The 22,730-nt window shown below is 63.8% G+C and carries 23 protein-coding genes; 8 read left to right on the top strand and 15 right to left on the bottom strand.

The window, feature by feature from the left end; translation table 11 throughout:
• Positions 1-108: 108 nt before the first annotated feature.
• Complete coding sequence (locus tag AC1DMG_RS07035) at positions 109-1,176, bottom strand: alpha/beta fold hydrolase (RefSeq protein WP_441602213.1); 1,068 nt, start codon at positions 1,174-1,176, stop codon at positions 109-111.
• Between the two features lie 31 nt (positions 1,177-1,207).
• Positions 1,208-2,299, bottom strand: a complete 1,092-nt coding sequence (locus AC1DMG_RS07030) for a redoxin domain-containing protein (RefSeq protein ID WP_441602214.1) — start codon at positions 2,297-2,299, stop codon at positions 1,208-1,210.
• Positions 2,300-2,706: 407 nt separating this feature from the next.
• On the opposite strand from AC1DMG_RS07030, the gene AC1DMG_RS07025 reads away from it, so the two are divergent.
• Positions 2,707-4,986 carry a PAS domain S-box protein gene (locus AC1DMG_RS07025; RefSeq protein ID WP_477175562.1) on the top strand — a complete coding sequence of 760 codons (2,280 nt, stop codon included), beginning with the start codon at positions 2,707-2,709 and terminating at the stop codon, positions 4,984-4,986.
• Positions 4,983-5,351, top strand: a complete 369-nt coding sequence (locus AC1DMG_RS07020) for a response regulator transcription factor (RefSeq protein ID WP_441602216.1) — start codon at positions 4,983-4,985, stop codon at positions 5,349-5,351. Before AC1DMG_RS07025 ends, AC1DMG_RS07020 begins: the two co-directional genes overlap by 4 nt.
• A 94-nt stretch (positions 5,352-5,445) precedes the next feature.
• Here AC1DMG_RS07020 and AC1DMG_RS07015 read toward each other — a convergent pair whose 3' ends face one another.
• The 3 genes from AC1DMG_RS07015 to katG form a co-directional block, all read right to left on the bottom strand.
• Complete coding sequence (locus AC1DMG_RS07015) at positions 5,446-6,048, bottom strand: peroxiredoxin (RefSeq protein ID WP_441602217.1); 603 nt, start codon at positions 6,046-6,048, stop codon at positions 5,446-5,448.
• 190 nt (positions 6,049-6,238) lie between these two features.
• Entirely contained in the window at positions 6,239-7,429 is a 1,191-nt protein-coding gene (locus AC1DMG_RS07010) for an acetyl-CoA C-acyltransferase (RefSeq protein ID WP_477175564.1), read from the bottom strand.
• 217 nt (positions 7,430-7,646) lie between these two features.
• On the bottom strand, positions 7,647-9,908 hold the full coding sequence (gene katG / locus AC1DMG_RS07005; RefSeq protein ID WP_477175565.1) for a catalase/peroxidase HPI: 2,262 nt from the start codon (positions 9,906-9,908) through the stop codon (positions 7,647-7,649).
• Between the two features lie 377 nt (positions 9,909-10,285).
• On the opposite strand from katG, the gene AC1DMG_RS07000 reads away from it, so the two are divergent.
• Positions 10,286-10,585 carry a hypothetical protein gene (locus AC1DMG_RS07000; protein ID WP_477175566.1) on the top strand — a complete coding sequence of 100 codons (300 nt, stop codon included), beginning with the start codon at positions 10,286-10,288 and terminating at the stop codon, positions 10,583-10,585.
• Positions 10,586-10,642: 57 nt separating this feature from the next.
• Here the strand turns inward: AC1DMG_RS07000 and AC1DMG_RS06995 are convergent, their stop codons facing one another.
• Positions 10,643-11,089: an H-NS histone family protein gene (locus AC1DMG_RS06995; RefSeq protein WP_441602221.1), complete on the bottom strand. Its 447-nt coding sequence runs from the start codon at positions 11,087-11,089 to the stop codon at positions 10,643-10,645.
• A gap of 211 nt (positions 11,090-11,300) precedes the next feature.
• Between AC1DMG_RS06995 and AC1DMG_RS06990 the strand changes: the two genes are divergently transcribed.
• From AC1DMG_RS06990 to AC1DMG_RS06980, 3 genes are all read left to right on the top strand, one after another.
• Entirely contained in the window at positions 11,301-11,936 is a 636-nt protein-coding gene (locus tag AC1DMG_RS06990) for a nucleotidyltransferase family protein (RefSeq protein WP_477175567.1), read from the top strand.
• 78 nt (positions 11,937-12,014) lie between these two features.
• Complete coding sequence (locus AC1DMG_RS06985; RefSeq protein ID WP_477175568.1) at positions 12,015-12,599, top strand: alpha-ketoglutarate-dependent dioxygenase AlkB; 585 nt, start codon at positions 12,015-12,017, stop codon at positions 12,597-12,599.
• Between the two features lie 100 nt (positions 12,600-12,699).
• A complete protein-coding gene (locus tag AC1DMG_RS06980; protein WP_477175569.1) occupies positions 12,700-12,861 on the top strand; it encodes a hypothetical protein in 162 nt (53 codons plus the stop codon).
• 9 nt (positions 12,862-12,870) lie between these two features.
• Here the strand turns inward: AC1DMG_RS06980 and AC1DMG_RS06975 are convergent, their stop codons facing one another.
• From AC1DMG_RS06975 to AC1DMG_RS06965, 3 genes are all read right to left on the bottom strand, one after another.
• Complete coding sequence (locus AC1DMG_RS06975) at positions 12,871-13,416, bottom strand: type 1 glutamine amidotransferase domain-containing protein (RefSeq protein ID WP_477175570.1); 546 nt, start codon at positions 13,414-13,416, stop codon at positions 12,871-12,873.
• A 124-nt stretch (positions 13,417-13,540) separates the two neighbouring features.
• On the bottom strand, positions 13,541-14,470 hold the full coding sequence (ku, locus tag AC1DMG_RS06970; RefSeq protein ID WP_477175571.1) for a non-homologous end joining protein Ku: 930 nt from the start codon (positions 14,468-14,470) through the stop codon (positions 13,541-13,543).
• Positions 14,471-14,569: 99 nt separating this feature from the next.
• A complete protein-coding gene (locus AC1DMG_RS06965; protein WP_477175572.1) occupies positions 14,570-16,405 on the bottom strand; it encodes a CHASE3 domain-containing protein in 1,836 nt (611 codons plus the stop codon).
• Positions 16,406-16,668: 263 nt separating this feature from the next.
• On the opposite strand from AC1DMG_RS06965, the gene AC1DMG_RS06960 reads away from it, so the two are divergent.
• Together AC1DMG_RS06960 and AC1DMG_RS06955 are read left to right on the top strand one after the other, a co-directional pair.
• Positions 16,669-16,950 (top strand): hypothetical protein, encoded by a 282-nt coding sequence (locus AC1DMG_RS06960; protein ID WP_441602228.1) that lies wholly within the window; start codon positions 16,669-16,671, stop codon positions 16,948-16,950.
• Between the two features lie 92 nt (positions 16,951-17,042).
• On the top strand, positions 17,043-17,732 hold the full coding sequence (locus tag AC1DMG_RS06955) for a hypothetical protein (protein ID WP_477175573.1): 690 nt from the start codon (positions 17,043-17,045) through the stop codon (positions 17,730-17,732).
• Between the two features lie 58 nt (positions 17,733-17,790).
• Here AC1DMG_RS06955 and AC1DMG_RS06950 read toward each other — a convergent pair whose 3' ends face one another.
• The 6 genes from AC1DMG_RS06950 to AC1DMG_RS06925 form a co-directional block, all read right to left on the bottom strand.
• Complete coding sequence (locus AC1DMG_RS06950; RefSeq protein ID WP_441602230.1) at positions 17,791-17,976, bottom strand: CsbD family protein; 186 nt, start codon at positions 17,974-17,976, stop codon at positions 17,791-17,793.
• Between the two features lie 184 nt (positions 17,977-18,160).
• Positions 18,161-20,098: a hybrid sensor histidine kinase/response regulator gene (locus tag AC1DMG_RS06945; protein ID WP_477180342.1), complete on the bottom strand. Its 1,938-nt coding sequence runs from the start codon at positions 20,096-20,098 to the stop codon at positions 18,161-18,163.
• Positions 20,085-20,966, bottom strand: coding sequence for a sensor histidine kinase (locus AC1DMG_RS06940; RefSeq protein WP_477175575.1), 882 nt, complete (start codon positions 20,964-20,966; stop codon positions 20,085-20,087). The genes AC1DMG_RS06945 and AC1DMG_RS06940 overlap by 14 nt, the downstream gene beginning before the upstream one ends.
• Positions 20,959-21,975 (bottom strand): ATP-binding protein, encoded by a 1,017-nt coding sequence (locus tag AC1DMG_RS06935; RefSeq protein ID WP_477175576.1) that lies wholly within the window; start codon positions 21,973-21,975, stop codon positions 20,959-20,961. The genes AC1DMG_RS06940 and AC1DMG_RS06935 overlap by 8 nt, the downstream gene beginning before the upstream one ends.
• The gene (locus AC1DMG_RS06930; protein ID WP_441602234.1) at positions 21,966-22,370 is read right to left on the bottom strand and encodes an anti-sigma regulatory factor; all 405 of its coding nucleotides are present in this window, start codon (positions 22,368-22,370) and stop codon (positions 21,966-21,968) included. Before AC1DMG_RS06930 ends, AC1DMG_RS06935 begins: the two co-directional genes overlap by 10 nt.
• Positions 22,367-22,729: an STAS domain-containing protein gene (locus AC1DMG_RS06925; RefSeq protein WP_441602235.1), complete on the bottom strand. Its 363-nt coding sequence runs from the start codon at positions 22,727-22,729 to the stop codon at positions 22,367-22,369. The genes AC1DMG_RS06930 and AC1DMG_RS06925 overlap by 4 nt, the downstream gene beginning before the upstream one ends.
• Position 22,730 lies beyond the last annotated feature (1 nt).

Here is a 22,730-nt window from a genome sequence, read left to right as displayed (position 1 = left end):
CTCCTCCAAAGCAAACCCGTGACCCTCTCTCCATCTTCCACGCAAGCCGTGGCGAGCTCCGCGCCCGGCGGAGTTGGCCATTTCAATCGAATAGCCGGCGGCAACAACTCACAGGTGATCGACATCGATCATCGCCTTGGCAAAGGCCTCCGGCGCTTCCTGCGGAAGATTGTGACCGATGCCACCGGCGATATCGCGGTGCGCATACTTGCCGGTGAATTTCTTTGCATAGGCGCTGGGATCAGGATGCGGCGCGCCATTGGCGTCACCTTCCATGGTGATGGTGGGCACCGTAATGACAGGAGCGGCGGCGAGCTTCTGCTCATACTCGTCATACTTCGCTTCGCCCTGGGCCAGCCCGAGACGCCAGCGGTAGTTGTGGATCGCGATGGCCACATGATCGGGATTGTCGAAGGCGGCGGCTGACCGCTCGAAGGTGGCGTCGTCGAAATTCCATTTGGGCGAGGCGAGTTGCCAGATGAGCTTGGCGAAGTCGTGCCGGTATTTGTCGTAGCCCTCCTTGCCGCGATCGGTCGCGAAGTAGAACTGATACCACCATTGCAGCTCCGCCTTGGGCGGCAGCGGCGTCTTGCCGGACGCCTGGCTGCCGATCAGATAGCCGCTCACCGATACCATCGCCTTGCAACGCTGCGGCCACAGCGCCCCGATGATATTGGCCGTACGTGCACCCCAGTCGAAGCCGCCGATGGTCGCCTGCTTGATCTTGAGCGCATCCATCATTGCCACGATGTCGACCGCTAGCGCCGCCGGCTCGCCGTTGCGCATGGTGCTGTCAGAAATGAAACGGGTGGTGCCGTAGCCGCGCAGATAGGGAACGATCACCCGATAGCCCGCCGCGGCCAGCAAGGGCGCCACGTCCACGAAGCTGTAGATGTCGTAGGGCCAGCCGTGGAGCAACAAGGCCACCGGTCCGCCGGCGGGGCCAGCCTCGGCATAACCGATACTCAGATCGCCCGCCTTGACCTGCTTGAGCGGCGCAAACGAAGTGTGCGCAGCTGCCTTGGCCGGCGCCTGCATCTTGGGATCCGTGCTGCCCTGTTGCGCATGGCTCAGCGACGCCACGCCCAGCTGCGTGGCAGCCAGCGTGACAGCCGCGGCACCCACCAGCTGGCGGCGGCGGACGTCGATGTCATCGGTCGAACCGGTGCGCTTCATGGCGTTCCTCTTGGCGGATGCAGCAAACGATTCAGCCGAAGGTGAACACAAACGCTTCGGCGCCCGGATCGAGAAACTCGATCGCGAACTCGTGATCGAAGATCGGCAAGGGCTGCCGGATCAGTTGATACATCCGCGGCCCGGTGACCGTACCTTCGCCCTGCTCGTTCACGTCAACACCGTGGGCGGCGCCGGGCGGTTTGCCATCGATGGTCACGCGAAAGCGCACCGATGTGCCTGGCGTTGCCGGCCCCATCACCAGATGCAGGTCGCGCGCATGAAAATGGTAGGCAATGCGTCCCTGGGCCTTGTTCAGTACGGCCGAATGCTTGCCCACTGTCCAGTCGCCTACCAGCGCCCACTGGTTGAGATTCAGCAGGGATGGCCTGGCGTAGACATTGCGCTCGCTGAACCGACTGGCGCCGGTCGAGGCGAAATTCTCGCGGCGCTCGGAGCCGATATAGGTTTCCTGCGATCTCACATCGTCCCAGTCGGGAGCGGCCTCAACGCCGCGCGCATCGACGGTCACCAGGTCGTGGCTCACCTGCGTGGCACCGGCCTCGACCAGCAATTGCTGGATGACCCGCTCGGACTGGTCGTACTCGCCTTCGCCAAAGACGTGATGGCGTATCGCGCCCTTGGCATCGATGAAGTACAGCGCAGGCCAGTACTCGTTGTTGAAAGCGTTCCAGATCGCGTGCTGGCTATCGATCGCGGTGATCAGGGGTGGACCGAAGCGCAGATCCTTCACCGCCTGGCGAACGTTGTCGGGGTCTTTTTCAAACGCAAACTCGGGGGCGTGCACGCCGATCACGACCAGGCCCTGTTTCTGGTACTTGTTCGCCCACGCGCGCACATAGGGGAGCTGACGTATCGAGTTGATGCACGAATAGGTCCAGATATCGACCAGCACCACCTTGCCGCGCAAGGCCGCGGGCGTCAGTGGCGGCGAATTGAGCCATGCCACGGCGCCATCGAGCGACGGGAGGCTGCCTTCACGAGGCAAGTGGATCGCACCCGGCGCCGGTGCCGCCGCGTCGCTTTGTTCCCGCGCGTGCGTCGCCAGCAGGAATACCGTGGCAAGCACCACCAAGGAGGCCAGCAGGCGCTGGTTTGCTTTCATGTTCAGACCTTGATCCTAGTCGCACGCTGGCCACCCGCCGTCGCGGTACGGACGTCTACTTGGGTCTTGCCCAGTAGCGCCGGCGCCATCGTCTCATCGCCAGCGCGGCAAGCCGACGGGCGCCCGCTGCCCTACCCGTCCGCGAGGCTGCACCCGTCGCCCGTGCAGCGTCTATCGAGCTTTGGTATTGGTTGGGCCGGGCGCCGTCACATCGCCTCCACACATTGTGGCGCGAGCTTGGCCAGCGATTGCCCAGCCCAACATCCACGCTCCCGAGTCGACGCTGGAGTCACGCATCAGCGGCCACCATCTGCCCAGGCCCGCAAGGCGTCGAGGCTGCTCGCCGACACCAAAGTACCATGGACGACGCTCGGAGCTGTGGCGCATAAACGTCGAGGAAGATCGTCGTGCAACACGAGTGGAACCGTATCTTCGACGCGCTCCCTGTCCCTGCGTGGACGGCTTTTGCCGACGGACGCGCGGACTTCGTCAATGCATCTTGGTGCGAGTACACGGGACTGGGTTTCGATGAGGCCTTGGGCCAGGGCTGGCAAATGGCGATACATCCTGACGATCTTTCGGCGCTGCTTGCGGGCTGGCATGCCATGGCGGCTGCCGGCGCCCAGGGGGAGCTCGAAGTGCGAATGCGCCAATGCGACGGAGACTATCGCTGGTTCCTGCTGCGGATGGGTCCGCTGACGGACGCATCCGGCCGGGTGGAAAAATGGTGCGGCATCACCACCGACATCGACCAACGCAAACGGCTTGAACAAGCCGTGCCCAAAGCCTTGCCGGATTTGCGCGCTGCGCTGGACAGCATGCCGGTGCCGGCCGCCGTCACGACGCGCACGGGCAAACTGCTGCGCATCAACCAGGCCACGCGCGATTACTTCGGCAAGACGTTCTCGCAATTGAAAAGTCTCAAGCCGTCCGATGTCGTGCACCCGGACGATCTGCCCTACATCCTTGGCGCGCAGTCCAAGGCCTATGAGAGCGGCTCCACTTACAACGTGCAGAGTCGCCACCGCCGCTCAGACGGCGTCTACCGCTGGTTCAACGTGATCGGCATGCCCTGGCGAGATGGCGACGGCGAGATTGCCTGCTGGTTGCATCTGCTGATCGATATCGACGACCAGCGGCGGCCGGAGGAAGCCCTGCGCACCGCCGAGCGCAATCTGCACGCCACCATCCACACCATACCTGCGCTGGTGTGGTCGGCGCGCACCGATGGTTCGGCGGAGTTCTTCAACCAGCACTATCTCGACTATGTCGGACTCAATGCCGAGCAGGCGCTCGGCTGGGGCTGGATGGTGGCCGTCCACCCGGACGACGTGGACAACCTCACGGTCTCCTGGCGGCTCATCCTGGCCTCGCACGAGCCCGGCGAGATCGAAACCCGCCTGCGCCGCTGCGACGGCGAGTACCGCTGGTTTCTGTTCCGCGTCAATCCTCTGCGCAACGAGTACGGCGGCATCATCCGCTGGTATGGCATCAGCATCGACATCGACGACCGCAAGCGCGCCGATGAAAAGCTGCGCCGCAGCGAGGCATTTCTCGCCGATGGCCAGCGCATCAGCCTTACCGGCAGCTTTTCCTGGTGCCTGGACAGCGACGAGATCGTCTTCTCCGAAGAGCTGTATCGCATCTTTGGATTCGCCCAGGGCAGCACCGTCACGCTGGAGCGGATTACCGATCGCGTGCATCCCGATGACATGCCGCTGCTGACCGACAAGCGGATCGATGCGCGCACGGCAGGCAACGACCACGACTACGAAATACGCCTGCTGATGCCCAACGGTTCGATCAAGCACGTACACATCGTTTCCCACAGCACGCGAGGCCGCTACGGACGCGAGTACCTCGGCGCCGTGCAAGACGTCACCCAGCGACGCACTTCGGAAGAAACCCTGGGCGCGTTGCGCGCCGAGCTGGCGAGCATGACCAAGATCAACAGCCTCGGTGTGCTCACCGCATCGATCGCGCACGAGGTCAACCAGCCCCTGTCAGGCGTGATCACCAATGCAAGCACCTGCCTGCGCCAGCTGGCTGCCGATCCGCCATGCATCGAGGGAGCCATCGACACCGCCAAGCGCACCATTCGCGACGGCCATCGCGCGGCCGATGTGATGACCCGCGTGCGCGCCCTCTTCAGCAACAAGGCAACCGTGCCCGAGTGGGTGAACTTGAACGACGCCACCCGTGAAGTCATCGCGCTTTCGCAGAGCACGCTCAAGAGCAGCCGCGTGATGTTGAAAGCCGAGCTGCTCGATGACATGCCGCTGGTGATGGGCGATCGCGTGCAACTCCAGCAGGTGATCCTCAACTTGCTGATGAATGCGGCTGAAGCCATGCGCGAGGTGGACGATCGTCCCAGGCAGGTGGTGATCCGCACCGAACGCGACACCGGCGACCGTGTACGCCTGACGGTACGCGATTCGGGCGTGGGCTTCGGGCCCAAGGGCGTGAGCAAACTGTTCGATACGTTCTATACGACCAAGGACGGCGGCATGGGGATAGGACTATCGATCAGCCAGTCCATCATCGAGCGCCATCAGGGACGGCTATGGGCCGCGCCCAACGACGGACCGGGCGTGAGCTTCTGGTTTTCCATTCCGCGCGCCAGCCAGGATGAGCCGGCGACGCAAACAGCAACCACCGGCACGACGCGCAACACGAGGCAGCTGTGACCGCTGCAGGTCCCCTGGTTACGGTGGTGGACGACGACGAGTCCGTGCGCGAGTCCTTGCCCGACCTGTTGATGGAGTTTGGTTACTCGGTGCGGGCCTTTCCGTCGGCGGAAGCTTTCCTCAGTTCGGACTGTGTCGGCGCGGCACGCTGCCTGATTCTGGACATGGCCATGCCAGGCATGTCGGGACTCGAACTGCAACAAGTGTTGGCGCAAAGCGGGCGGGATATTCCCATCGTCTTCATCACCGCCAGCAGGGATGAAAGCGTGCGCACGCTGGCACTCAAGCGCGGCGCGGTCGACTGCCTGTTCAAGCCATTCAGCGAGTCGCTGCTGCTGGCCGCACTCCATACCGCCTTTCACTGAAGCGGGTGGCAAGCGCATCCACCTCGACGCTCTGTTCGTAGCGCCGCGGCCCTGCGGTGAAAGGTGCGCGGCACTGGCCGCGCACCCATGGCGCTTACGGAGCCTTCGGGCTCTTCATCTGCTCGACCACGCTCAGCGACTTGCTCACGTGATCCTTGGGATGCAGGTGATCGGTTTCCGAGGAAAGCACGGCAGCGATCTTGCCGTCGCGTCCGATCACGAAGGTGGTGCGTTCGATGAAGCCATGGTCGATGGCCACGCCGCGCACGTCGACGGCCTTGGGATCGGCAGCAGACACCTTCAGGCCATAGGACTGGGCGATCTTGCCGTCCGGATCGGAGGCCACCGCAAACTTGCCGGCGCAGTAGTTGGGATCGGACGAGAAGGTGTTGAGGCGCTGGATGCTGTCCTCCGACACGCCGATCACGGTGGCGCCGGCGGCCTTGAACTTCTCCGTCTCCTGCGCAAACTCATGCGCCTCGATATCGCAACCGCCGGTATAAGCCGAGGGGAAGAAATAGACCACCACCGGCCCCGACTTGAGTGCGTCGGCCAGTGAGAACGAGATGGTCTTGCCTGCCTTGCTGGCCGGAGCGTTGAAGCTGGGCGCGGCATCGCCCTGGCCGGCGGCCGCGAACGCTGACGTCGCCAGGGTCAGGGCGGTGATGGCGAGCGAACGGACAAGAAAGTGTTTCATTGCTTGGAGCCCTTGTGATGGAGAGGGAAGCCTGGCCGGGTAACGCGCAAGCGTCCGCGGTAAGTACCCGTTGAGCGCGGGAAGGTTGCCATCTTGCTCCAAAGCGGGGCAATCCGCTCGTTTCCCGGCGCGAGATGAACGAGCTTTCATCTCGGCCGCGGGCCGCCTCAGCTTCCGTCCTGCACCCGCTTCAGGCGGGCAGCTCCAGCGCCACCGCCGTGGCCTCGCCGCCGCCGATGCACAGCGACGCCACGCCTCGCTGCAACTTCGCCCGCCGCAGCGCGTGCACCAGGGTCACCAGCAGGCGCGCGCCGGTGGCGCCAATGGGATGGCCCAGTGCGCAGGCGCCGCCGTGCACATTGATCTTGTCGCGCGGGATGCCAAGCTCCTTGGCCGCAATCATCGGCACCACCGCAAACGCTTCGTTGATTTCGAACAGATCAACGCTGTCGATGGACCAGTCCAGCGTTGCCAGCAACTTGCGGATCGCCGGTACCGGCGCAGTGGTGTACCACGCAGGCTCGTGCGAATGGGTGGCGTGGCCTTTGACGATGGCCAGCACCGGCCAACCCTGCTGTTCTGCGATCGAACGCCGCGTCATCAGCAGGGCAGCCGCGCCATCGGCGTTGGCCGAGGCACTGGCGGCCGTGATGCTGCCGTTATCGCGGAAGGCGGGCTTCAAGGCGGAAATCTTTTCGACGGAGACGCGCTGCGGGTGCTCGTCATCCTTGAACACGCTGGTACCCGTGCGGTCATGCAGCTCGATCGGCGCGATTTCATCGGCGAAGGCTTGCTCGCGTGCCGCCGCCTGCGCGCGCTGCAGGGTCTCGATGGCCCACGCATCCTGGGCGGCGCGATCAAAGCCGTAGCGCTCGGCGGCCATCTCGCCGAAGTCGCCCATCGGGCGGCCTTGTTCATAGGCGTCTTCCAGGCCATCGAGCATCATGTGATCGAAGATCTGATCGTGGCCGACGCGATAGCCGCCCCTCGCCTTGGACAGCAGGTAAGGCGCGTTCGTCATCGACTCCATGCCACCAGCCATGACCACCCGTGCCGAGCCCGCGGCGAGCAGGTCATGCGCCAGCATGGCCGCCTTCATGCCCGAGCCGCAGACCTTGTTGATGGTGGTGGCGCCTACTTCACGCGGCAGTCCGGCGCCCCAGGCCGCCTGACGCGCCGGCGCTTGCCGCTGCCCGGCCGGAAGCACGCAACCCATCAGCACTTCGTCAACCATGTCCGGGGCAACGCCGGCGCGGGCGATGGCGGCGCGCATGGCGATGCTGCCCAGCGCATGACCGGCCAGACCGGATAGCGCACCCTGGAAACGCCCCAGCGGCGTACGGGCGGCGGCGACGATAACGACGGGGTCGGAGGTGAGCATGATGATTTCCGCGGCGAAGTTTGGGGTGGCGTGGATTTTTATATGATACACATCATATTTAAGTTAAGAAGAGAGCAGCCGGCCGCTGTGCCCACGCATGCGGCACGATCCTGAAGACCCATCCGACGAGCGACCCGACATGACACGACTGCAGCTCGCGCCCTGAACAAACAAACGCCCCGCCGGGAACCTGCTCCCGGCGGGGCGTCGTCATCGATCAGGCGGCGAGATCGAACCGGTCGAGGTTCATCACCTTGACCCAGGCCGCCACGAAGTCGCGCAGGAATTTCTCCTTGCCGTCTTGCGCCGCATAGACTTCCGACAAGGCACGCAGCTGGGCATGCGCGCCGAAAATCAGATCCACGCGACTGCCCGTCCACTTCACCTTGCCGCTCTTGCGATCGCGTCCCTCGAACACATCGTGCGAGGTCGACGTCCATTCCACGCCCATGTCGAGCAGGTTGCGAAAGTAGTCGTTGGTGAGTGTTTCGGGCTTGTCGGTGAGCACGCCATGGGCATCCTTGCCGGTGTGGACATTGAGCACGCGCAGACCACCGATCAGCGCGGTCATCTCCGGCGCGGTCAACGTCAGCAGCTGGGCCTTGTCGATCAGCAGCTGCTCGGCCGGGATGCTGTACTTGCCCTTGAGGAAGTTGCGGAATCCATCGGCCACCGGTTCGAGCATGGCTACCGATTCCACTTCGGTCTGTTCCTGCGAGGCGTCCATGCGGCCCGGCGAGAACGGCACATTGAGCGGATGGCCCGCATTTTTCGCGGCCTGCTCGATGCCGGCGCTGCCGGCGAGCACGATCAGATCGGCCAGCGAAATCTTCTTGCCACCGGACTGGCCCTTGTTGAAGTCGTCCCGGATGCCTTCCAGCACCTTGAGCACCTTCGCCAGTTCGTCGGGCTGATTGACCGGCCAGTCTTTCTGCGGCGCCAGGCGAATACGTGCGCCATTGGCGCCGCCACGCTTATCCGAACCGCGGAAGGTGGATGCCGACGCCCACGCCGTTTGCACCAGCTGCGCGACCGATAGTCCGGACGATTGCAGCTTCTGCTTGAGCGAGGCGATGTCCTGCTCATCCACCAGCGGATGATCGACGGCGGGGATCGGATCCTGCCAGATCAGCTCTTCCTTGGGCACTTCCGGCCCGAGATAGCGGGCGCGCGGCCCCATGTCGCGATGGGTGAGCTTGAACCAGGCCCGGGCAAAGGCATCGGCGAACTGATCCGGATTTTCCATGAAGCGCCGCGAGATTTTCTCGTACACCGGATCCACGCGCAGCGCGATGTCGGTGGTGAGCATCGATGGCGCGATGCGTTTGTCCTTGTCGTGCGCGTGCGGCACGGTGCCCGCACCGCCACCGTTCTTGGGCTGCCACTGATTGGCGCCGGCCGGGCTCTTGGTGAGCTCCCATTCGAAGCCGAACAGATTCCAGAAGAAGTTGTTGCTCCAGCGCGTGGGCGTGCTGGTCCAGGTGACTTCCAGGCCGCTGGTGATGGTGTCGGCACCCTTACCGCTGCCAAACGTGCTGACCCAACCCAGTCCCATGTGCTCGAGATCCGCACCTTCGGGCTCCGGACCGACATGATCGGCGGGACCGGCGCCGTGCGTCTTGCCGAAGGTGTGACCGCCCGCGATCAGCGCCACGGTCTCTTCGTCGTTCATCGCCATGCGGCCGAAGGTATCGCGGATATCGTGACTGGCCGCGGCCGGATCGGGATTGCCGTCCGGGCCTTCCGGATTCACGTAGATCAGGCCCATCTGCACGGCGCCCAGCGGGTTTTCGAGATTGCGTCCGCCATCGGTGCGGCTGGTCTCGCTGCCATGCAGTTCCGGCTCGGCCACCAGCACGCCTTCTTTCTCGTCACCGGGCTTGCCTTTGCCATAGCGGATATCGCCGCCCAGCCAGGTCTTCTCGTTGCCCCAGTAGACGTCCTGATCGGGTTCCCACGTGTCCTCGCGCCCGCCACCGAATCCGAAGGTCTTGAAGCCCATCGACTCCAGTGCGACGTTGCCGGCAAGAATCATCAGATCGGCCCAGGAAATGCTCTGGCCATACTTCTGCTTGATCGGCCACAGCAGGCGACGTGCCTTGTCCAGGCTCACGTTGTCGGGCCAGCTGTTGAGCGGCGCAAAACGTTGCTGCCCGCGACCGCCACCACCACGGCCATCGCCGATGCGGTAGGTGCCGGCGCTATGCCAGGCCATGCGGATGAACAGCGGACCGTAGTGGCCGAAATCGGCCGGCCACCAATCCTGCGAATCGGTCATCAGTGCGGTCAGATCCCTCTTCACCGCGGGCAGGTCGAGCTTCTTGAAGGCTTCGGCGTAGTTGAAGCCTTGATCGAGCGGATTGGATTTGCTCGAGTGCTGTGCGAGCAGATCCACTCGCAATTGCTTGGGCCACCAGTCCCGGTTCGTCGTACCGCCGCCGGCGGCATGGATGAAGGGGCACTTTGCTTCGGTTGACATGCGCTCTCTCCTTGGGAGGATGAACCCACTACACGTTCTTTCGATGCGTCAGGCGTCTATGCCCCTGTCGTGGCGGGAAACCGAAAGCGGTCACCCAAGGTGCATGAGCCTGGTCCGGTGGGCCGCCTGGACGCGCGTCGGGCGGGTTCTGGCGCGCGTCGACGGTGCCCGCAGTTGTCGGAGCTTACGCCGACCGGAGCGAAAGTTCCGTATTCGGCCCGTAGCCATCCAGCGAGCCGAGGGAACCGGCCAATCCGCAGCAAACCGCGGCCATCGCCAACGCGCCACGGTGGACGGATGCCAGCGCCCGGTGGCCGTCATGCGCCTGCCACATGGGGCGGGCATGGTCGCGCCGTATCGGCAAAGAGAGTGTTGCCATGGCCTATAAACATGCAGCCACTGCGCCGTTGCGGGCCTGGGACGGTGCCCTCCCGCTGCTGATGTCGCTGGCTGTCTTGCTGATGATCGCATCCGAGCTGTTGCGGTACGGACTGCACGCGCACCACGTCAACGACCTGGCCGATCACATCGCCCAGCTGCTGATGTTCGGGCAGATTCCCATCATGTTCTGGTTCACCGCCCCCGGACGTCGTCGCGTCCGGCAGATCCTGCCTGCGCTGGCGCTGCAGCTCGCGCTCTGGGCCATCACGTTTGCGCTGGCGGTTACGCTGACCTGAGCAGGTATCGCGCTGCGGTGATGGTGAGGCCGATCACCGCAGCGCGATCAGGCCGTCTTAGGCTTTCTTCTTGGCAGTGGTCTTGCGCACCGCGCGCTTCACGGCCTTTTTCGGCGTCTTTTTGGCGGCTTTGGCGCGCTTGGGTTGCGCAGCGGAGCTGGCAGCGCCGTCAATCAGCAGATCCGCTTCGGTCACGCCGCGACGCTTGAGCGCCTTCACGAACCAGAGCGGCTGGCGGCCACGTCCCGACCACGTCACGGATGGATCAGACGGGTCGCGATACTTCGGCGCTACCGAGCCGGTCTTGCCCTTTTTGCCCGCGACCTTCTTGCCGCGCGCGGGATAGACGTCGTCCAGGTTCAGGCCTGCATGACTCAACAGGGCATCGATCTTTTCCTTGATGGCCCGCACGTGGGCCACCCGTGCCTCCTGCATATGGGCACTCGCGTTCGCAATGAGAGCCTGCAGTTCTTTGGGCGTAAGGTTCTTCAGATCAATAGCCATCGATATACCTGCGTAGTGGGTTCGAGCTCAGTCTAAGCCATTGCAAGCCTGATGACTCCATCGACCTGTCTGATTCGTCGACGATGTGATGCTTGTCGGCACGTTGACAAAATCTCCACGCGATTCGTCGCTGACTCTGCATCATGGACATCGCCAATCCGCCCGTCACCGTCGATGACGAAGCCCGTCTGCTCCACGTGTGGACACGGCAATGAATCACCGCGAACTTCGCGTGGGCGGCATCATCCTGGCGGCCGACAGCGCCAGTCGCCTTGATGCGCTCAGGCAGGTCATCGCCATCGATGGCGAGCCTACGGTGCGACGCGTCGCGCGGGATGCACTGGCTGCACGCCTGCAGCCCGTGGTGGTCGTGGTCGGTGCGCAAGGGGACGGCGTCATCGCCTGCCTCAACAATCTGGATATCGTCCCTGTCGAAAACCAGGCCTCGTCGGAGGGTGCCGGCGGCTCGCTGGCCGAGGGCGTGAAAGCGCTGTTGGCCAGCGCAGAACCGTTGCGCGCATTGATGGTGCTCCTGGCCAACCAGGCATCGATCCGTGTCGGCCATATGGAAAAAATGCTGGCCGCGCACGCCGCGGCACCCGACCGCATCCTGGCCTGCGGTCGGCAGCGCGTGCTGCGCTTGCCCTGCATTTTCCCGATCGCCTATGCCGAGGAACTCGCCACGCTGCAGGCGGCTGCCGGTGCAGAATCCTTGCTGCAGAAATACGCCGCGCAGGTCGACGCCTTCGACCTGCCCGAAGCCTTCCTCGATACCGACAACCCCGACGAAGAGGGCGCGTGGCCAAGTCGGCGAGCGAAACCACCCACGGACGACGGGGCTTTTTGAGCGCCGCACGGGGCACTCGAATTCAGGCTGATCGCCCCCATCTCCAGACCTTTCCCAAGCTCTTTGCCCTGCCCGCCCGTGACGCAATTTTCGCTGTTTTCCCAAGGCCCGCTGGTGCTGCTGGACGACCCCAGCGGACGGATCGTCTATGAAGAAAACGTCATCCCCGCCGAGCAGGCGGCGCAGTGGCACGCGCTGCTGCTGGACAGCCCGATCTGGCGGCAACAGCGCCGCGTGATGTACGAACGCGAGCTCGATGTGCCGCGCCTGACTGCACATTTTGCAGCCGACGATGCGGATCTGCCCGAGCCCCTGGGCAAAGCGCTCGAGCAGGTGCGCGCCATCACCGGCGAGCAGTTCAACAGCATCGGCCTCAATCTCTATCGCGACGAGCACGACAGCGTGGCCATGCACAACGACCGCCTCGGCGATCTGCACGAAGGTCACCCGATTGCGCTGATCTCACTGGGAGAGACGCGCCGCATGCACATCCGCAACAAGAAACATGTGCCGGCGCGGCGCCTGGACCTGGATCTGGCGGCCGGCAGCCTCTTGCTGATGAGCTGGGAAACCCAGCTTCACTACGATCACGGCATTCCCAAGCAGCCCCATCCGCTAGGCCCGCGCATCAGCCTCGCGTTCAGGACCCGCAAGCGCGACTGATTCTCGGGCCTGAACGCACAACGCAACACTCACGCTAGCGCGACGCCTTCTTGAAGAGCCAGGCGACAGCCTCGGGATACGTCCCGCAAAGGCCATCGCCATGAGCAAACACAAGAAAGAGCAGGACCCGCATCATCAACCGCCGGGCACCTCAGGCTATCCCGAACCGCAACCCACGCCATCGAAGGGCAAGAACATGCCCGACGAGCACACCCCGCATGAGCCGCAAAACAACCCACGGCAAAAGCCCAAGTCCTCGTAAGCAGATAGATCAGGCCGCCAGGCTTTTAATCACCGCATCGACAAAGGCAGGAATATCCGCGGGCTTCCGGCTGGTGATGAGCTGACCGTCCGTCACCACGTCGCGGTCCACCCAGGTGGCGCCGGCATTTTCGAGATCCTGGCGCAGGGACGGCCATGAGGTGACCTGGTGGCCTTTGACCAGGCCCGCATTGATCAAAGTCCACGGGCCGTGGCAAATAGCGGCGATCGGCTTGCCCGCGCTGCCGAAGGCCTTGACGAATTCGACCGCCTGCGGAAGCTGGCGCAGGTTGTCCGGATTCATCACGCCGCCGGGCAACACCAGCGCATCGAAACCCTCGGCCTTGGCCTCGTCGAGCGATGCATCGACACGGACATCGTCACCCCAGTCCTTCTTGTTCCAGCCGGTGATCTGCTGCTTGCCTTCCGGGGCAATCACCGTCACCTGTGCACCCGCTTCTTCCAGCAAGCGCTTGGGCTCCATCAGCTCCGACTGTTCGAAACCGTCGGTGGCAAGCATCGCCACTTTGCGACCTTTGATTCTGGCTTGTGTCATGACGCTACCTCTCCTGACTGGTGGGTGCCGATCCTGCAAAACACGCCATACGGGTCGCGTCGGTTCTGCGTGGTCGCTGCGTGACGAGGTCGGGTTCGGCTCAGTCTTGCGTCATGTCCGAGATTCAAGCGGTTCGTCGCGACGTGCGCTTGCGGGCAGGTGCTTTCTTGGCGGTCTTCTTGGCCGTGGCGCGTTTGCGCGGAGTGCTGGTCTCCTTGGCCTTGCTGCGCGTGGCCGCCTTCTTTGCCGGCGTGCGTTTCTTGCTCGCCAGGCTCTTTTGCAGCAGCGACATGAAATCCACCACATTGGTGCTGGCGTCTTCCGGCGCCGACGGCTCGTCATCGATCGGCGTCACAACGCCCTTGGACTTCATGCGCTTCTCGATCACCTTGTGCAGGCGGTCGCGGAATTCGTCGCGGAAGTCGCCCGGCTCCCACTTGCCGGACATGGAATCGACCAGTTGTTCGGCCATCTGCAATTCCTTGGCGGTGATGCGGTAGCTGGCTGTTTTCCCCGACGGCAGCGCGTAATCGTCCACATCTACCAGCTCCTGCGGATAGCGCAGCAGCACCAGCAGCAGGCTGTCATCCTTGGGAATCACCGCGGAGAGATAGCCACGCGTACGTATCACCACGCGTGCGATGCCGATCTTGCCGGTGCGTCGCAGCGTTTCGCGCAGCAGCACATAACCCTTTTCGGCCTTCTTGCCGGGCACCAGCACATAGGGCTTCTCGAAGTATTCGGGGCCCACGGCCGCGGCATCGACAAAGGCCTCCACCTCCACCGCCTCGCGCCCTTCCGGCGAGGCGGATTTGATGTCTTCGGGCCGCAGCACCACGTAGCTGCCCTTCTTGTACTCGTACGCCTTGACGATGTCCTTCCACGGCACTTCCTCGCCGGTGTCGGCGTTGACGCGCTCGTAGCGGATGGGCGTATTGCTGCGGCTGTCGAGCATGCGGAAATGCAGGTCGACGCGGCGCTCCGCCGGCATCACGGATACCGGCACGTTCAACAGACCGAACGACAGCGTTCCGTTCCAGATGGGGCGGGCCATGGCAGGGCTCCTCGAAAGACGAACCCTGAGCAAAAGCCCTCCCGCGTGAGCCCGCGGTGAGCCACGCGTGAAATCCCGCCCAGCAACGCCTGGCTCCCGCTAGGCGTGCTCGCTGGTGCCGTCCTTGATCGCCGCCAGCATCTCGCGCGCCAGGTCCACCATGGTGAACGGCTTGCTGATCAAGCGCACGCCGGGGTCGAGGACACCATTGTGAACGATCGCGTTACGCGTATAGCCGGTCATGTAGACCACGATCAGTTCGGGGTAGCGCTCCTTGGCCTTGCTGGCCAATTGACGGCCATTGGTGCCGGGCATCACCACATCGGTCAGCAGTACGCGGACGTCGGGGTGTTCGTCCAGGGCCATCAAGGCGGCATCCGCGCCGCCGGCTTCGATCGCGATATAGCCGATCTCGCGCAGCGCATTGACCACGAACAGGCGCACATCCTGATCGTCCTCGACCACCAGCACTTTGTGCTGAGAGAGCAAGGCCTCCTCACGATGGGGCGCAACCGTCTCGTCCAGCGCCTCGGAGAAGTCGCGCGGCAGATAGATCTTCACCGTCGTACCGACGCCGATCTCGCTGTAGATCTTGATGTGCCCGTGCGATTGCTTGACGAAGCCGTGCACCTGGCTCAGGCCCAGGCCCGTACCCTTGCCCAGCTCCTTGGTGCTGAAGAACGGGTCGAAGGCTTTCTGCATCACCTCCGCGCTCATGCCGGCACCGGTGTCGGTCACCGCCACCATCACGTACTGGCCCGAGGTGACTTCGAGATGCTGCTTGGCGTAGGTGCGATCGAGCACGGTGTTGGCCGTCTCGATGGTGAGCTTGCCCGAGCCATTCATGGCGTCGCGGCTGTTCACCGCGAGATTGACGATAGCGCTTTCCAGTTGCGCGCGATCGACAAAGGCTGGCCACAGGCCGCCGGCCTGCACCGTCTCGATCTGGATGTTTTCGCCCAGCGACCGGCGCAATAGCGCGGACATGTCGCGAATGCACAGATTGATGTCGGTGGGCTTGGGTTGCAGCGCCTGCTGGCGCGAGAACGCCAGCAGTTGCTTGGTCAGCTCCCCCGCCATCATCGCGCCGTTGAGCGCGTTGTTGGCGGGCCCCTGCAGGCGAGCGTCCTCCGTGGGCAGCCGCCGTATCAGCAACTCGAGATTGCCGATGATGATGGCCAGCATATTGTTGAAATCGTGGGCGACGCCACCGGTGAGCTGGCCGATCGCTTCCATCTTCTGCGCCTGGCGCAGCTGTGCCTCGACTTCTTCGCGCTGCTGGATTTCCTGCTCCAGCGCCAGCACGGAGCGTCGCAACGCATGAGAGTGCTGCCGGCCCTCGCGTATCACCATATAGGCCAGCGCGCAGGCCAGCCCTATCGCCAGCACGATGGCGACCATCAGCAGCAGGCGCTGCGTATCCATGGCCGAGGTGCGCTTGCTCAGTACGTCCTGCTCACCCCGGTCCATGCCGGTGACGACGCTGCGTATCTGCACCATCAGCTGGCGGCCGGCGTCGGTCTTGACCAGCGCAGCGGATTCATCGAGCTGGCCGTTGCCGCGCAGTTGCACGGTGCGGCCCAGCTCATCCATCTTCGCGGCGATCAGATCGAACAGCTGATTCTGCTGGGCCGCGCGCTCGGGGCTGAGCGCCACCATGCGGCGCAGCTGATCCTCGCGTTCGGGCAGTTGCGCCTTGGCCTCGAGGAAGGGCTGGAGATAGGAGCGATCGCCGGTCAGCAGATAACCGCGCTGCCCCGTCTCGGCATCCTGCACGAGACTGAAAAGCTCCCAGGTGCTCTGCTGCAGCTCCAGCGAATGCTCCACCCACCGTTCGGCGCGAAAACTCGACGCCACGGCAAACACGATCAATACGCAGGCCACGCCCAATAGCGCGAACCCGCCAACGATGCCTCGCCTCATGCGCGAGCGCATGGCTACCGATTCCATCGAACCCCCTTGAACACATCGCCGACACCGGCCAACGCGAGGACGGCGTGCTGCCAGCGAACTGGAAACATCACCGTTTCATAACGTTGATCCCGCGATTTTCCCCATACGCCCGATGCTGTCAATCGGGTCTTTATGGTGTGTAGAGCGCGCAATTCCATTCACACGATTTCTTGATACGGTCATCACCTTCTCAGCCGCTACCATGCCTTCACGCGCCGTAGGGGCGCCAGGCTGGGGGAAAGCGAATGCGCATGATGGCCACGCGGGAACGCAGTGTCACCTCGCTCGGGGAACGGGCGGCGTTTGACGAGGCGATGGCCATTTACCTCAGGAAAGTTGCCGATTGCCGGCGCAGGCGCCTGGGGGCGGATCTGCTGCTGGTGTTGGCCTGCATGCTGCTTGCCGGAAGTGGACTGGTATCGCCCGCGCTGCGCCTGGCGGTGTTACCGTTGGCGTTTGGCGTGGCGTGGACGGGCGTTCACCTTGGCGAGCGAGCCTCGCGCGCGCGGGCTCGCCTACGCTGGTGAGCTGGACGGAGGGTTTGGACACCCTGTTGGCCGAGCGCGTGAGCGCACCGAATGATCTCTCTGTCACCGAACGCGGTGACTGCAGGCAAGCCATGAATGCATCGCCGTCGAGCTTCAGCAGCGCCATCCCAGGCTGGATCGGCGAAGCGTTCGGCCGGCCCTCGGCGACCGAAGCGATGCAGTGGCTGCTCGCCACCATCGGGCAACAGGTTGGCGCCGACGTGTGCCTGGTATTGCGCCTCAACGGCGCGGGCACGCATGGCTCGCTCGCATCGTCGTATGGCCCTAGTGCTCAAGCCCTGTCGCGCGATCTGTATCCGCTGGGTGGCAGCACGATCGAACACCTATTCAGCGCGCCCACGCCGGTTGCGCTCGAACGCAGCATGTTCAGCCGCGACCCCTGGCTGGCGAAGCTGGGTATTGCCGGCGGCGCTGCGGTGGCTTTGCAGCAAGGCCCCATGAAATTCGGTTCGCTGGGTGTCTATTTCACCCACGACGACGTCGATGTCAGCGATACCATCGCGTTGCTGGCCGAGATCCGCATGCTGATGTGGCCACTGCTGTGCTGGCAGATCCTGGGTACGGAGAATGGAACGTCCACCGCCGCGATGGGCGCCGTCCACCGTGCCAACAATATCCTCAGCAATATCGTGCTGCTGACGGATCTGGCCCTGGATACGCCCTGCGGGCGCGATGATGAGCATCTGCGCGCTTTGCTCCTGCGCATGGCCAGCGAAGGCGTGCGCTGTGCCGATGTGCTCAGGGAAATCAGTCCGGGCTGAAGAGTAGCGGCGCCCTGCCGAGCGCCGCTCTCCCTGTTAGAGCGTAAGTACGTGCAAATTAATGGTGCTTATCGAGGTCGCGCTGGCGATCGTGCTCTTTGCCGACTTCCTTCTGGATCTTGCCGGCATTCTTTTCAATATTGCCTGCGACTTCCTTGGCGGGATTGTTGGTGATCTTGCCGACGCCTTCTTTGATAGCGCCCTTTACTTCATGCTTGGTGCCTTCAACGCGATTCTTATCCATAACATCCTCCAGAGCCGCCTAATTGCGACAGGACGTTTTTAGAAATTGGGTGGTGCCCGCCCTGTGAAAATAGAAGAAAACACGGCGTTCTTCTGAATGCGTCTTCAGCTGCGCTCGCCACTTGTTAGCTGCACGGCAAGGACAGATGCGCAGCACGTGCGCATTCACGCCCCAGTCGGCGCGCTCAATTGAGCATGTCGCGCACCTTGGTCAGCAGCTGGTCGATCTCAAAGGGCTTGATCAGGATGTCCATGCCTTCGTCGAGCAGCTCTTCGCCGGTCAATGCACGCTCGGCGTAGCCGGTCATGAAGAGAATCGGCAAGGCCGGTCGCCATGCGCGCGCCGCCTCAGCCAGCTGCCGGCCATTCATGCCCGGCAGGCCAACGTCGGTCAGCAGGAGATGGATGGCGGCATCGCCACGCAGGGCGCGCAGCGCGGCCTCCACGTCCTCTGCCTCGGTACAGTGATAACCCGCATCGGAGAGCAGCTCGCGGGCCAGCGCGCGCAGCGAGGTGTTGTCCTCCACGATAAGGATGCTTTCGCCCTGCCCTTGCACCAGGTCGATCGAAGCATCGACTTCCTCTTCCACCTGCAAGTGTCCGCGCGGCAGGGTGATCCGCACTTCCGTGCCCACGCCGCTCTGGCTGCAGATGGATACGCGACCGCCGGACTGCCGCGAGAACCCGTAGATCATCGACAGCCCCAGGCCCGTGCCCTTGCCGATCGGCTTGGTCGAGAAGAACGGCTCGAACACGCGCTCCAGCACTTCAGGCTCGATGCCGGTGCCATTGTCGATCACCGCCACCTGCACATAGTCGCCATCGGGCAACTCGCTGTCGCCTTCCAGGCTGACCGTGGAGGTGAGCACGCGAATCTCGCCGCCGTTGGGCATGGCGTCGCGTGCATTGATGACCAGGTTGATGATGGCGTTTTCCAGCTGGTTCGCATCGACCTTGGCGATACCGGTGCCGTCCATCAAATCGAAGCGCAACTCGATATGCTCGCCGATGGTCCGGCGCAGCAGGTCGCCGAGCGAACGCATCAGCTGATTGATGTCCACCGGCTTGGGATCGAGCGGCTGCTGGCGCGCAAAGGCCAGCAGGCGATGCGTCAGCGACACGGCGCGGCGCGCCGAACCCAGCGCCATATCGGCAAAGCGCTGCACGCCTTCCACGCGACCCTCCGCGACATGGCGACTCATCAGGTCGATGCCGGTGATGATGGTGGTGAGCAGGTTGTTGAAGTCGTGCGCAATGCCGCCGGTCAGCTTGCCCAGCGCGTCCATCTTCATGGCCTGGTGCAGCTGCGACTCCGTGCGTTCGCGCTCGGCGATTTCCTGGGCCAGCTGGGTATTGACCGAGGCCAGGGCCACCACATGGCGCTGCTCGCGCCGCCACTGCTCGGTGACATCCTCGACAAACACCAGGCCCAGGTCCGGCGCACGATACGGCGCGATACGCCACTCGATGTAACGAGCGACGCCGCGAATACTCATGGAGAAGGTGCCACGCCAGCGCTTGCGCTCCGACAGATGCGTGCGCAATTGCTCGATGGCATCTTCCTGGTTGTGCTCGAACGCCGCGGGCAACCTGCCGTCGTCCACGGCGCCGTCCAGCAGCCGCATGAAGGCCTCGTTCGCCTCATGGATCACCAGGCCCGAGTCCATCACCGCGATGGGTGCGATCGCGCTGGTGAAGATCTCGCGGAAGCGCGCCTCGCTTTCCAGCAGCGCATCTTCGGCAATACGCACACGCAACAAGGTGCGCAACGTGGCCAGCAGCACGTCCGGGTCCACCGGATGGATCAGGTAGGCATCGGCGCCCGCATCCAGGCCGGTGATCAAATCGTTGGTTTCGATCGACGCGGCCGACACGTGGATGACGGGCAGCAAGCGCGTCGGCGCCTGGCTACGCAGGTGCCGGACAATGTCGAAGCCGCTGATATCGGGCAGATTCACGTCCAGGATCAGGGCGGCAAACACATGCTGCGCCATCAAGGCGAGGCCGTCCGCGCCGGTGCCTGCCTCCAGCACGGGATAGCCGTGGCGCTCGAGCACGCGCCGCATCGAGTAGCGTGTCGCGGCGTTGTCGTCGACGATCAGCAGCGGGTTATGGCGTGGCATCGGCAGCAGCCTCCGGGAGCGTGCGCGGCAGAACGACGAAGAACACCGAACCCTCGCCCGGCTTGCTTTCCATGCCGACGTGGCCACCGAGCAATTCCGCATAGCGCTTGCACAGCGCAAGACCCAGGCCGGTGCCGCGCAGGCGCTTCTGCAACGGCGATTCCAGCTGGCTGAAATCCTTGAACAGATCCTGCTGCAGGTCTTGCGGGATGCCGATGCCGGTATCGCGCACGGCAAAGCACACGGTGCCGTCGTCCTGCAGGGTTGCCGACACTTTCACGGTGCCGCGCGGCGTGAACTTCAAGGCGTTCGAGATGTAATTGCGCAGGATCTGCGCCACCTTGCGGTCGTCGGTGTAGAGCTTGGGCATGCCTTCGGGATCTTCGAAGATCAGGTCGGCGTCGGTCAGCTCGGTGATCGGACGGAAGGTGCCGCGCAGCGCGGAGAACAGGTCCACCATGTCGAACCAGGCCGGCGAGATGGTGATGCGCCCCGCCTCGATCTTGGCCAGGTCCAGCAAGTCGTCGACCATGTCGCTCAGTTCGCGCGCGGCGTTGGAGATGTACTTGACCTGGCGATGCTGTTCTTCCGAAAGCTGGCCATCCATTTCGTCGGTCATGATGCGCGCGATGCTGAGGATGGAACCCAGCGGCGTGCGGAATTCGTGACTCATATAGGACAGGAAGCGGCTCTTCAGCTCGGAGGCTTCGCGCAACTGCTCGGCCTGCTTGTCCAGTTCGGCGTAGAGCGCAACCACGCCCTGATTGGTTTCCTCAAGCTCGGCGCGCAGCGACTCCGACTCCTCGCGCAAGCGCTCCAACTCCTCGCGCATGGATGCCTCGGAACGGGGTTCAGTGGATTCAGCCATGCGTCCGCTCCAGGGAGATCACCATGACGGTGGCGTCGTCGCGAATCCGATTGAAGTCGCGATGCAATACCGCGGCAATCACCGCCGGATGCCGCTGCCACAAGCCCGGATAATCCGCCATGCGCCACCTCGACTGCAGCCCGTCGCTATGCATGATCAGCAACTGCCCGATGATATCGCTGAAATCGAAGGCCTGGGCGCGTCGAAACTGCGCACCGACAATGCCGGGGTGGGAGGCCAGGCCGCGCGTGGCCTCCGGCGTGAGCAACGACGCAGAGATGTTGCCGATGCCGGAAAAGCGCAACGTTCCCTGGGCAGTGTCCACCCGAGCCAAGGCCACCGCACCACCGCGCGTACCCATCATGGCCTGGTGCAGATCCGCCATCAGGGCCGCAGGCTCGGCCAGCGGCTGGGCGACAAAGGCCTTGACGGCGGCCTCTGCGGCCAACGCTGCGGCTTCGCCATGTCCCAACCCGTCGACCATCAGGAACGACCAGGTGGTGCCCTTGCTCGCCAGCGCCCAGCCATCCCCGCAATACGCTTCACCATGCAACGCCGTCTGGCTCACGCCGAAACGCAGATCATCGTCGGCCTGCTGACGCGGATAGAAACGGGCCAGCACCACCGCGCCGCGGCTATCGGCGTAGACATCCATCACCTGCGACTGGCGAACCACGGCGCCGAGCCCGATGCCCCGCGTGCCGCCGGTGGAGAAGCCGTCCGGCAGGCAATGGGCAAGACTGAAGCCCGGTCCGCGGTCCACCGCGATGATCTCGATGCCGCGCGTGCGTCGCCCAGGGACCGCTCGCAAATAGACCGCGCCCCCACGGCCATGCTTGATCACATTGGTGGCCAGCTCGGTCACCACCAGCGCGACACGCCCTGCGTCGCCATCGTCGAAACCCGCTTCATCGGCCAGCTGCTGCGCGTAACGGCGCGCCTGGCCGACCTGGGTGATTTCATCGATCGCAATGGCGACGCCGAGCGATCCGGGCAGCGTCAGTTCCATTTGGTGATGGTGACGCGCGTTCCCTTTCCCGGCGCGCTCTGTATTTCGAATTGATCGACCAGCCGCTTGGCACCCGCCAGGCCAAGCCCCAGGCCATTGCCGGAGGTCCAGCCATCGGTCATGGCCTGCTTGAGATCGGCGATGCCCGGACCGGTATCGCGAAAAACCAGCTGCACGCCTTTGCGCGCGCCCTCTTCCACGATCGTCCAATCCATGTCTCCGCCGCCGCCGTAGATCACGGCGTTGCGCGCCAGCTCGCTGACCGCAGTCACCAGCTTGGTCTGATCCACCAGGCGCAAGCCGCATTCCTGCGCCAGCTTGCGCACGGCCTGGCGCCCGAGCACAACGTCCTGCTCAGAGCGGATGGCGTAGGTTCCACTGCGCGGCGTACTCATTGCGTCGGGACACGCTCGCGCAGAAGTTTCATGCCGCGCTCGACATCGAGCGCCGTGCTCACGCCGGACAAGGTGAGGCCCAGTTCCACCAGGGTGATGGCCACGGCCGGCTGCATGCCGACCACCACGGTCTCGGCATCCATGATGCGCGACAGGCCCGAGATCATGCCGATCATCCGGCCGATGAAGGAGTCGACCACGTCAAGCGCGGAAATATCGATCAGCACACCCTTGGCCGAGGTCTCGCTGATCTTGGCCGAGAGATCGTCCTGCAGTGTCATGGCGAGCTGATCATGCATGTCGACCTGGATGGTGACCAGCAGAAAGCTACCCATGCGAAGAATGGGAATGCGATCCATG

The sequence above is a fragment of the Dyella sp. 01N36 genome (genome assembly GCF_056399745.1).
This window is presented reverse-complemented; position numbering and strand designations above follow the sequence as displayed.

What these genes read in the sequence shown, in the direction of transcription:
- AC1DMG_RS07035 (WP_441602213.1), bottom strand. Translation starts at nt 1,176, where the DNA reads ATGAAGCGCACCGGTTCGACCGATGACATCGACGTCCGCCGCCGCCAG.
- AC1DMG_RS07030 (WP_441602214.1), bottom strand. Translation starts at nt 2,299, where the DNA reads ATGAAAGCAAACCAGCGCCTGCTGGCCTCCTTGGTGGTGCTTGCCACG.
- AC1DMG_RS07015 (WP_441602217.1), bottom strand. Translation starts at nt 6,048, where the DNA reads ATGAAACACTTTCTTGTCCGTTCGCTCGCCATCACCGCCCTGACCCTG.
- AC1DMG_RS07010 (WP_477175564.1), bottom strand. Translation starts at nt 7,429, where the DNA reads ATGCTCACCTCCGACCCCGTCGTTATCGTCGCCGCCGCCCGTACGCCG.
- katG (WP_477175565.1), bottom strand. Translation starts at nt 9,908, where the DNA reads ATGTCAACCGAAGCAAAGTGCCCCTTCATCCATGCCGCCGGCGGCGGT.
- AC1DMG_RS07000 (WP_477175566.1), top strand. Translation starts at nt 10,286, where the DNA reads ATGGCCTATAAACATGCAGCCACTGCGCCGTTGCGGGCCTGGGACGGT.
- AC1DMG_RS06995 (WP_441602221.1), bottom strand. Translation starts at nt 11,089, where the DNA reads ATGGCTATTGATCTGAAGAACCTTACGCCCAAAGAACTGCAGGCTCTC.
- AC1DMG_RS06990 (WP_477175567.1), top strand. Translation starts at nt 11,301, where the DNA reads ATGAATCACCGCGAACTTCGCGTGGGCGGCATCATCCTGGCGGCCGAC.
- AC1DMG_RS06980 (WP_477175569.1), top strand. Translation starts at nt 12,700, where the DNA reads ATGAGCAAACACAAGAAAGAGCAGGACCCGCATCATCAACCGCCGGGC.
- AC1DMG_RS06975 (WP_477175570.1), bottom strand. Translation starts at nt 13,416, where the DNA reads ATGACACAAGCCAGAATCAAAGGTCGCAAAGTGGCGATGCTTGCCACC.
- ku (WP_477175571.1), bottom strand. Translation starts at nt 14,470, where the DNA reads ATGGCCCGCCCCATCTGGAACGGAACGCTGTCGTTCGGTCTGTTGAAC.
- AC1DMG_RS06965 (WP_477175572.1), bottom strand. Translation starts at nt 16,405, where the DNA reads ATGCGCTCGCGCATGAGGCGAGGCATCGTTGGCGGGTTCGCGCTATTG.
- AC1DMG_RS06960 (WP_441602228.1), top strand. Translation starts at nt 16,669, where the DNA reads ATGCGCATGATGGCCACGCGGGAACGCAGTGTCACCTCGCTCGGGGAA.
- AC1DMG_RS06955 (WP_477175573.1), top strand. Translation starts at nt 17,043, where the DNA reads ATGAATGCATCGCCGTCGAGCTTCAGCAGCGCCATCCCAGGCTGGATC.
- AC1DMG_RS06950 (WP_441602230.1), bottom strand. Translation starts at nt 17,976, where the DNA reads ATGGATAAGAATCGCGTTGAAGGCACCAAGCATGAAGTAAAGGGCGCT.
- AC1DMG_RS06945 (WP_477180342.1), bottom strand. Translation starts at nt 20,098, where the DNA reads ATGCCACGCCATAACCCGCTGCTGATCGTCGACGACAACGCCGCGACA.
- AC1DMG_RS06940 (WP_477175575.1), bottom strand. Translation starts at nt 20,966, where the DNA reads ATGGCTGAATCCACTGAACCCCGTTCCGAGGCATCCATGCGCGAGGAG.
- AC1DMG_RS06935 (WP_477175576.1), bottom strand. Translation starts at nt 21,975, where the DNA reads ATGGAACTGACGCTGCCCGGATCGCTCGGCGTCGCCATTGCGATCGAT.
- AC1DMG_RS06930 (WP_441602234.1), bottom strand. Translation starts at nt 22,370, where the DNA reads ATGAGTACGCCGCGCAGTGGAACCTACGCCATCCGCTCTGAGCAGGAC.
- AC1DMG_RS06925 (WP_441602235.1), bottom strand. Translation starts at nt 22,729, where the DNA reads ATGGATCGCATTCCCATTCTTCGCATGGGTAGCTTTCTGCTGGTCACC.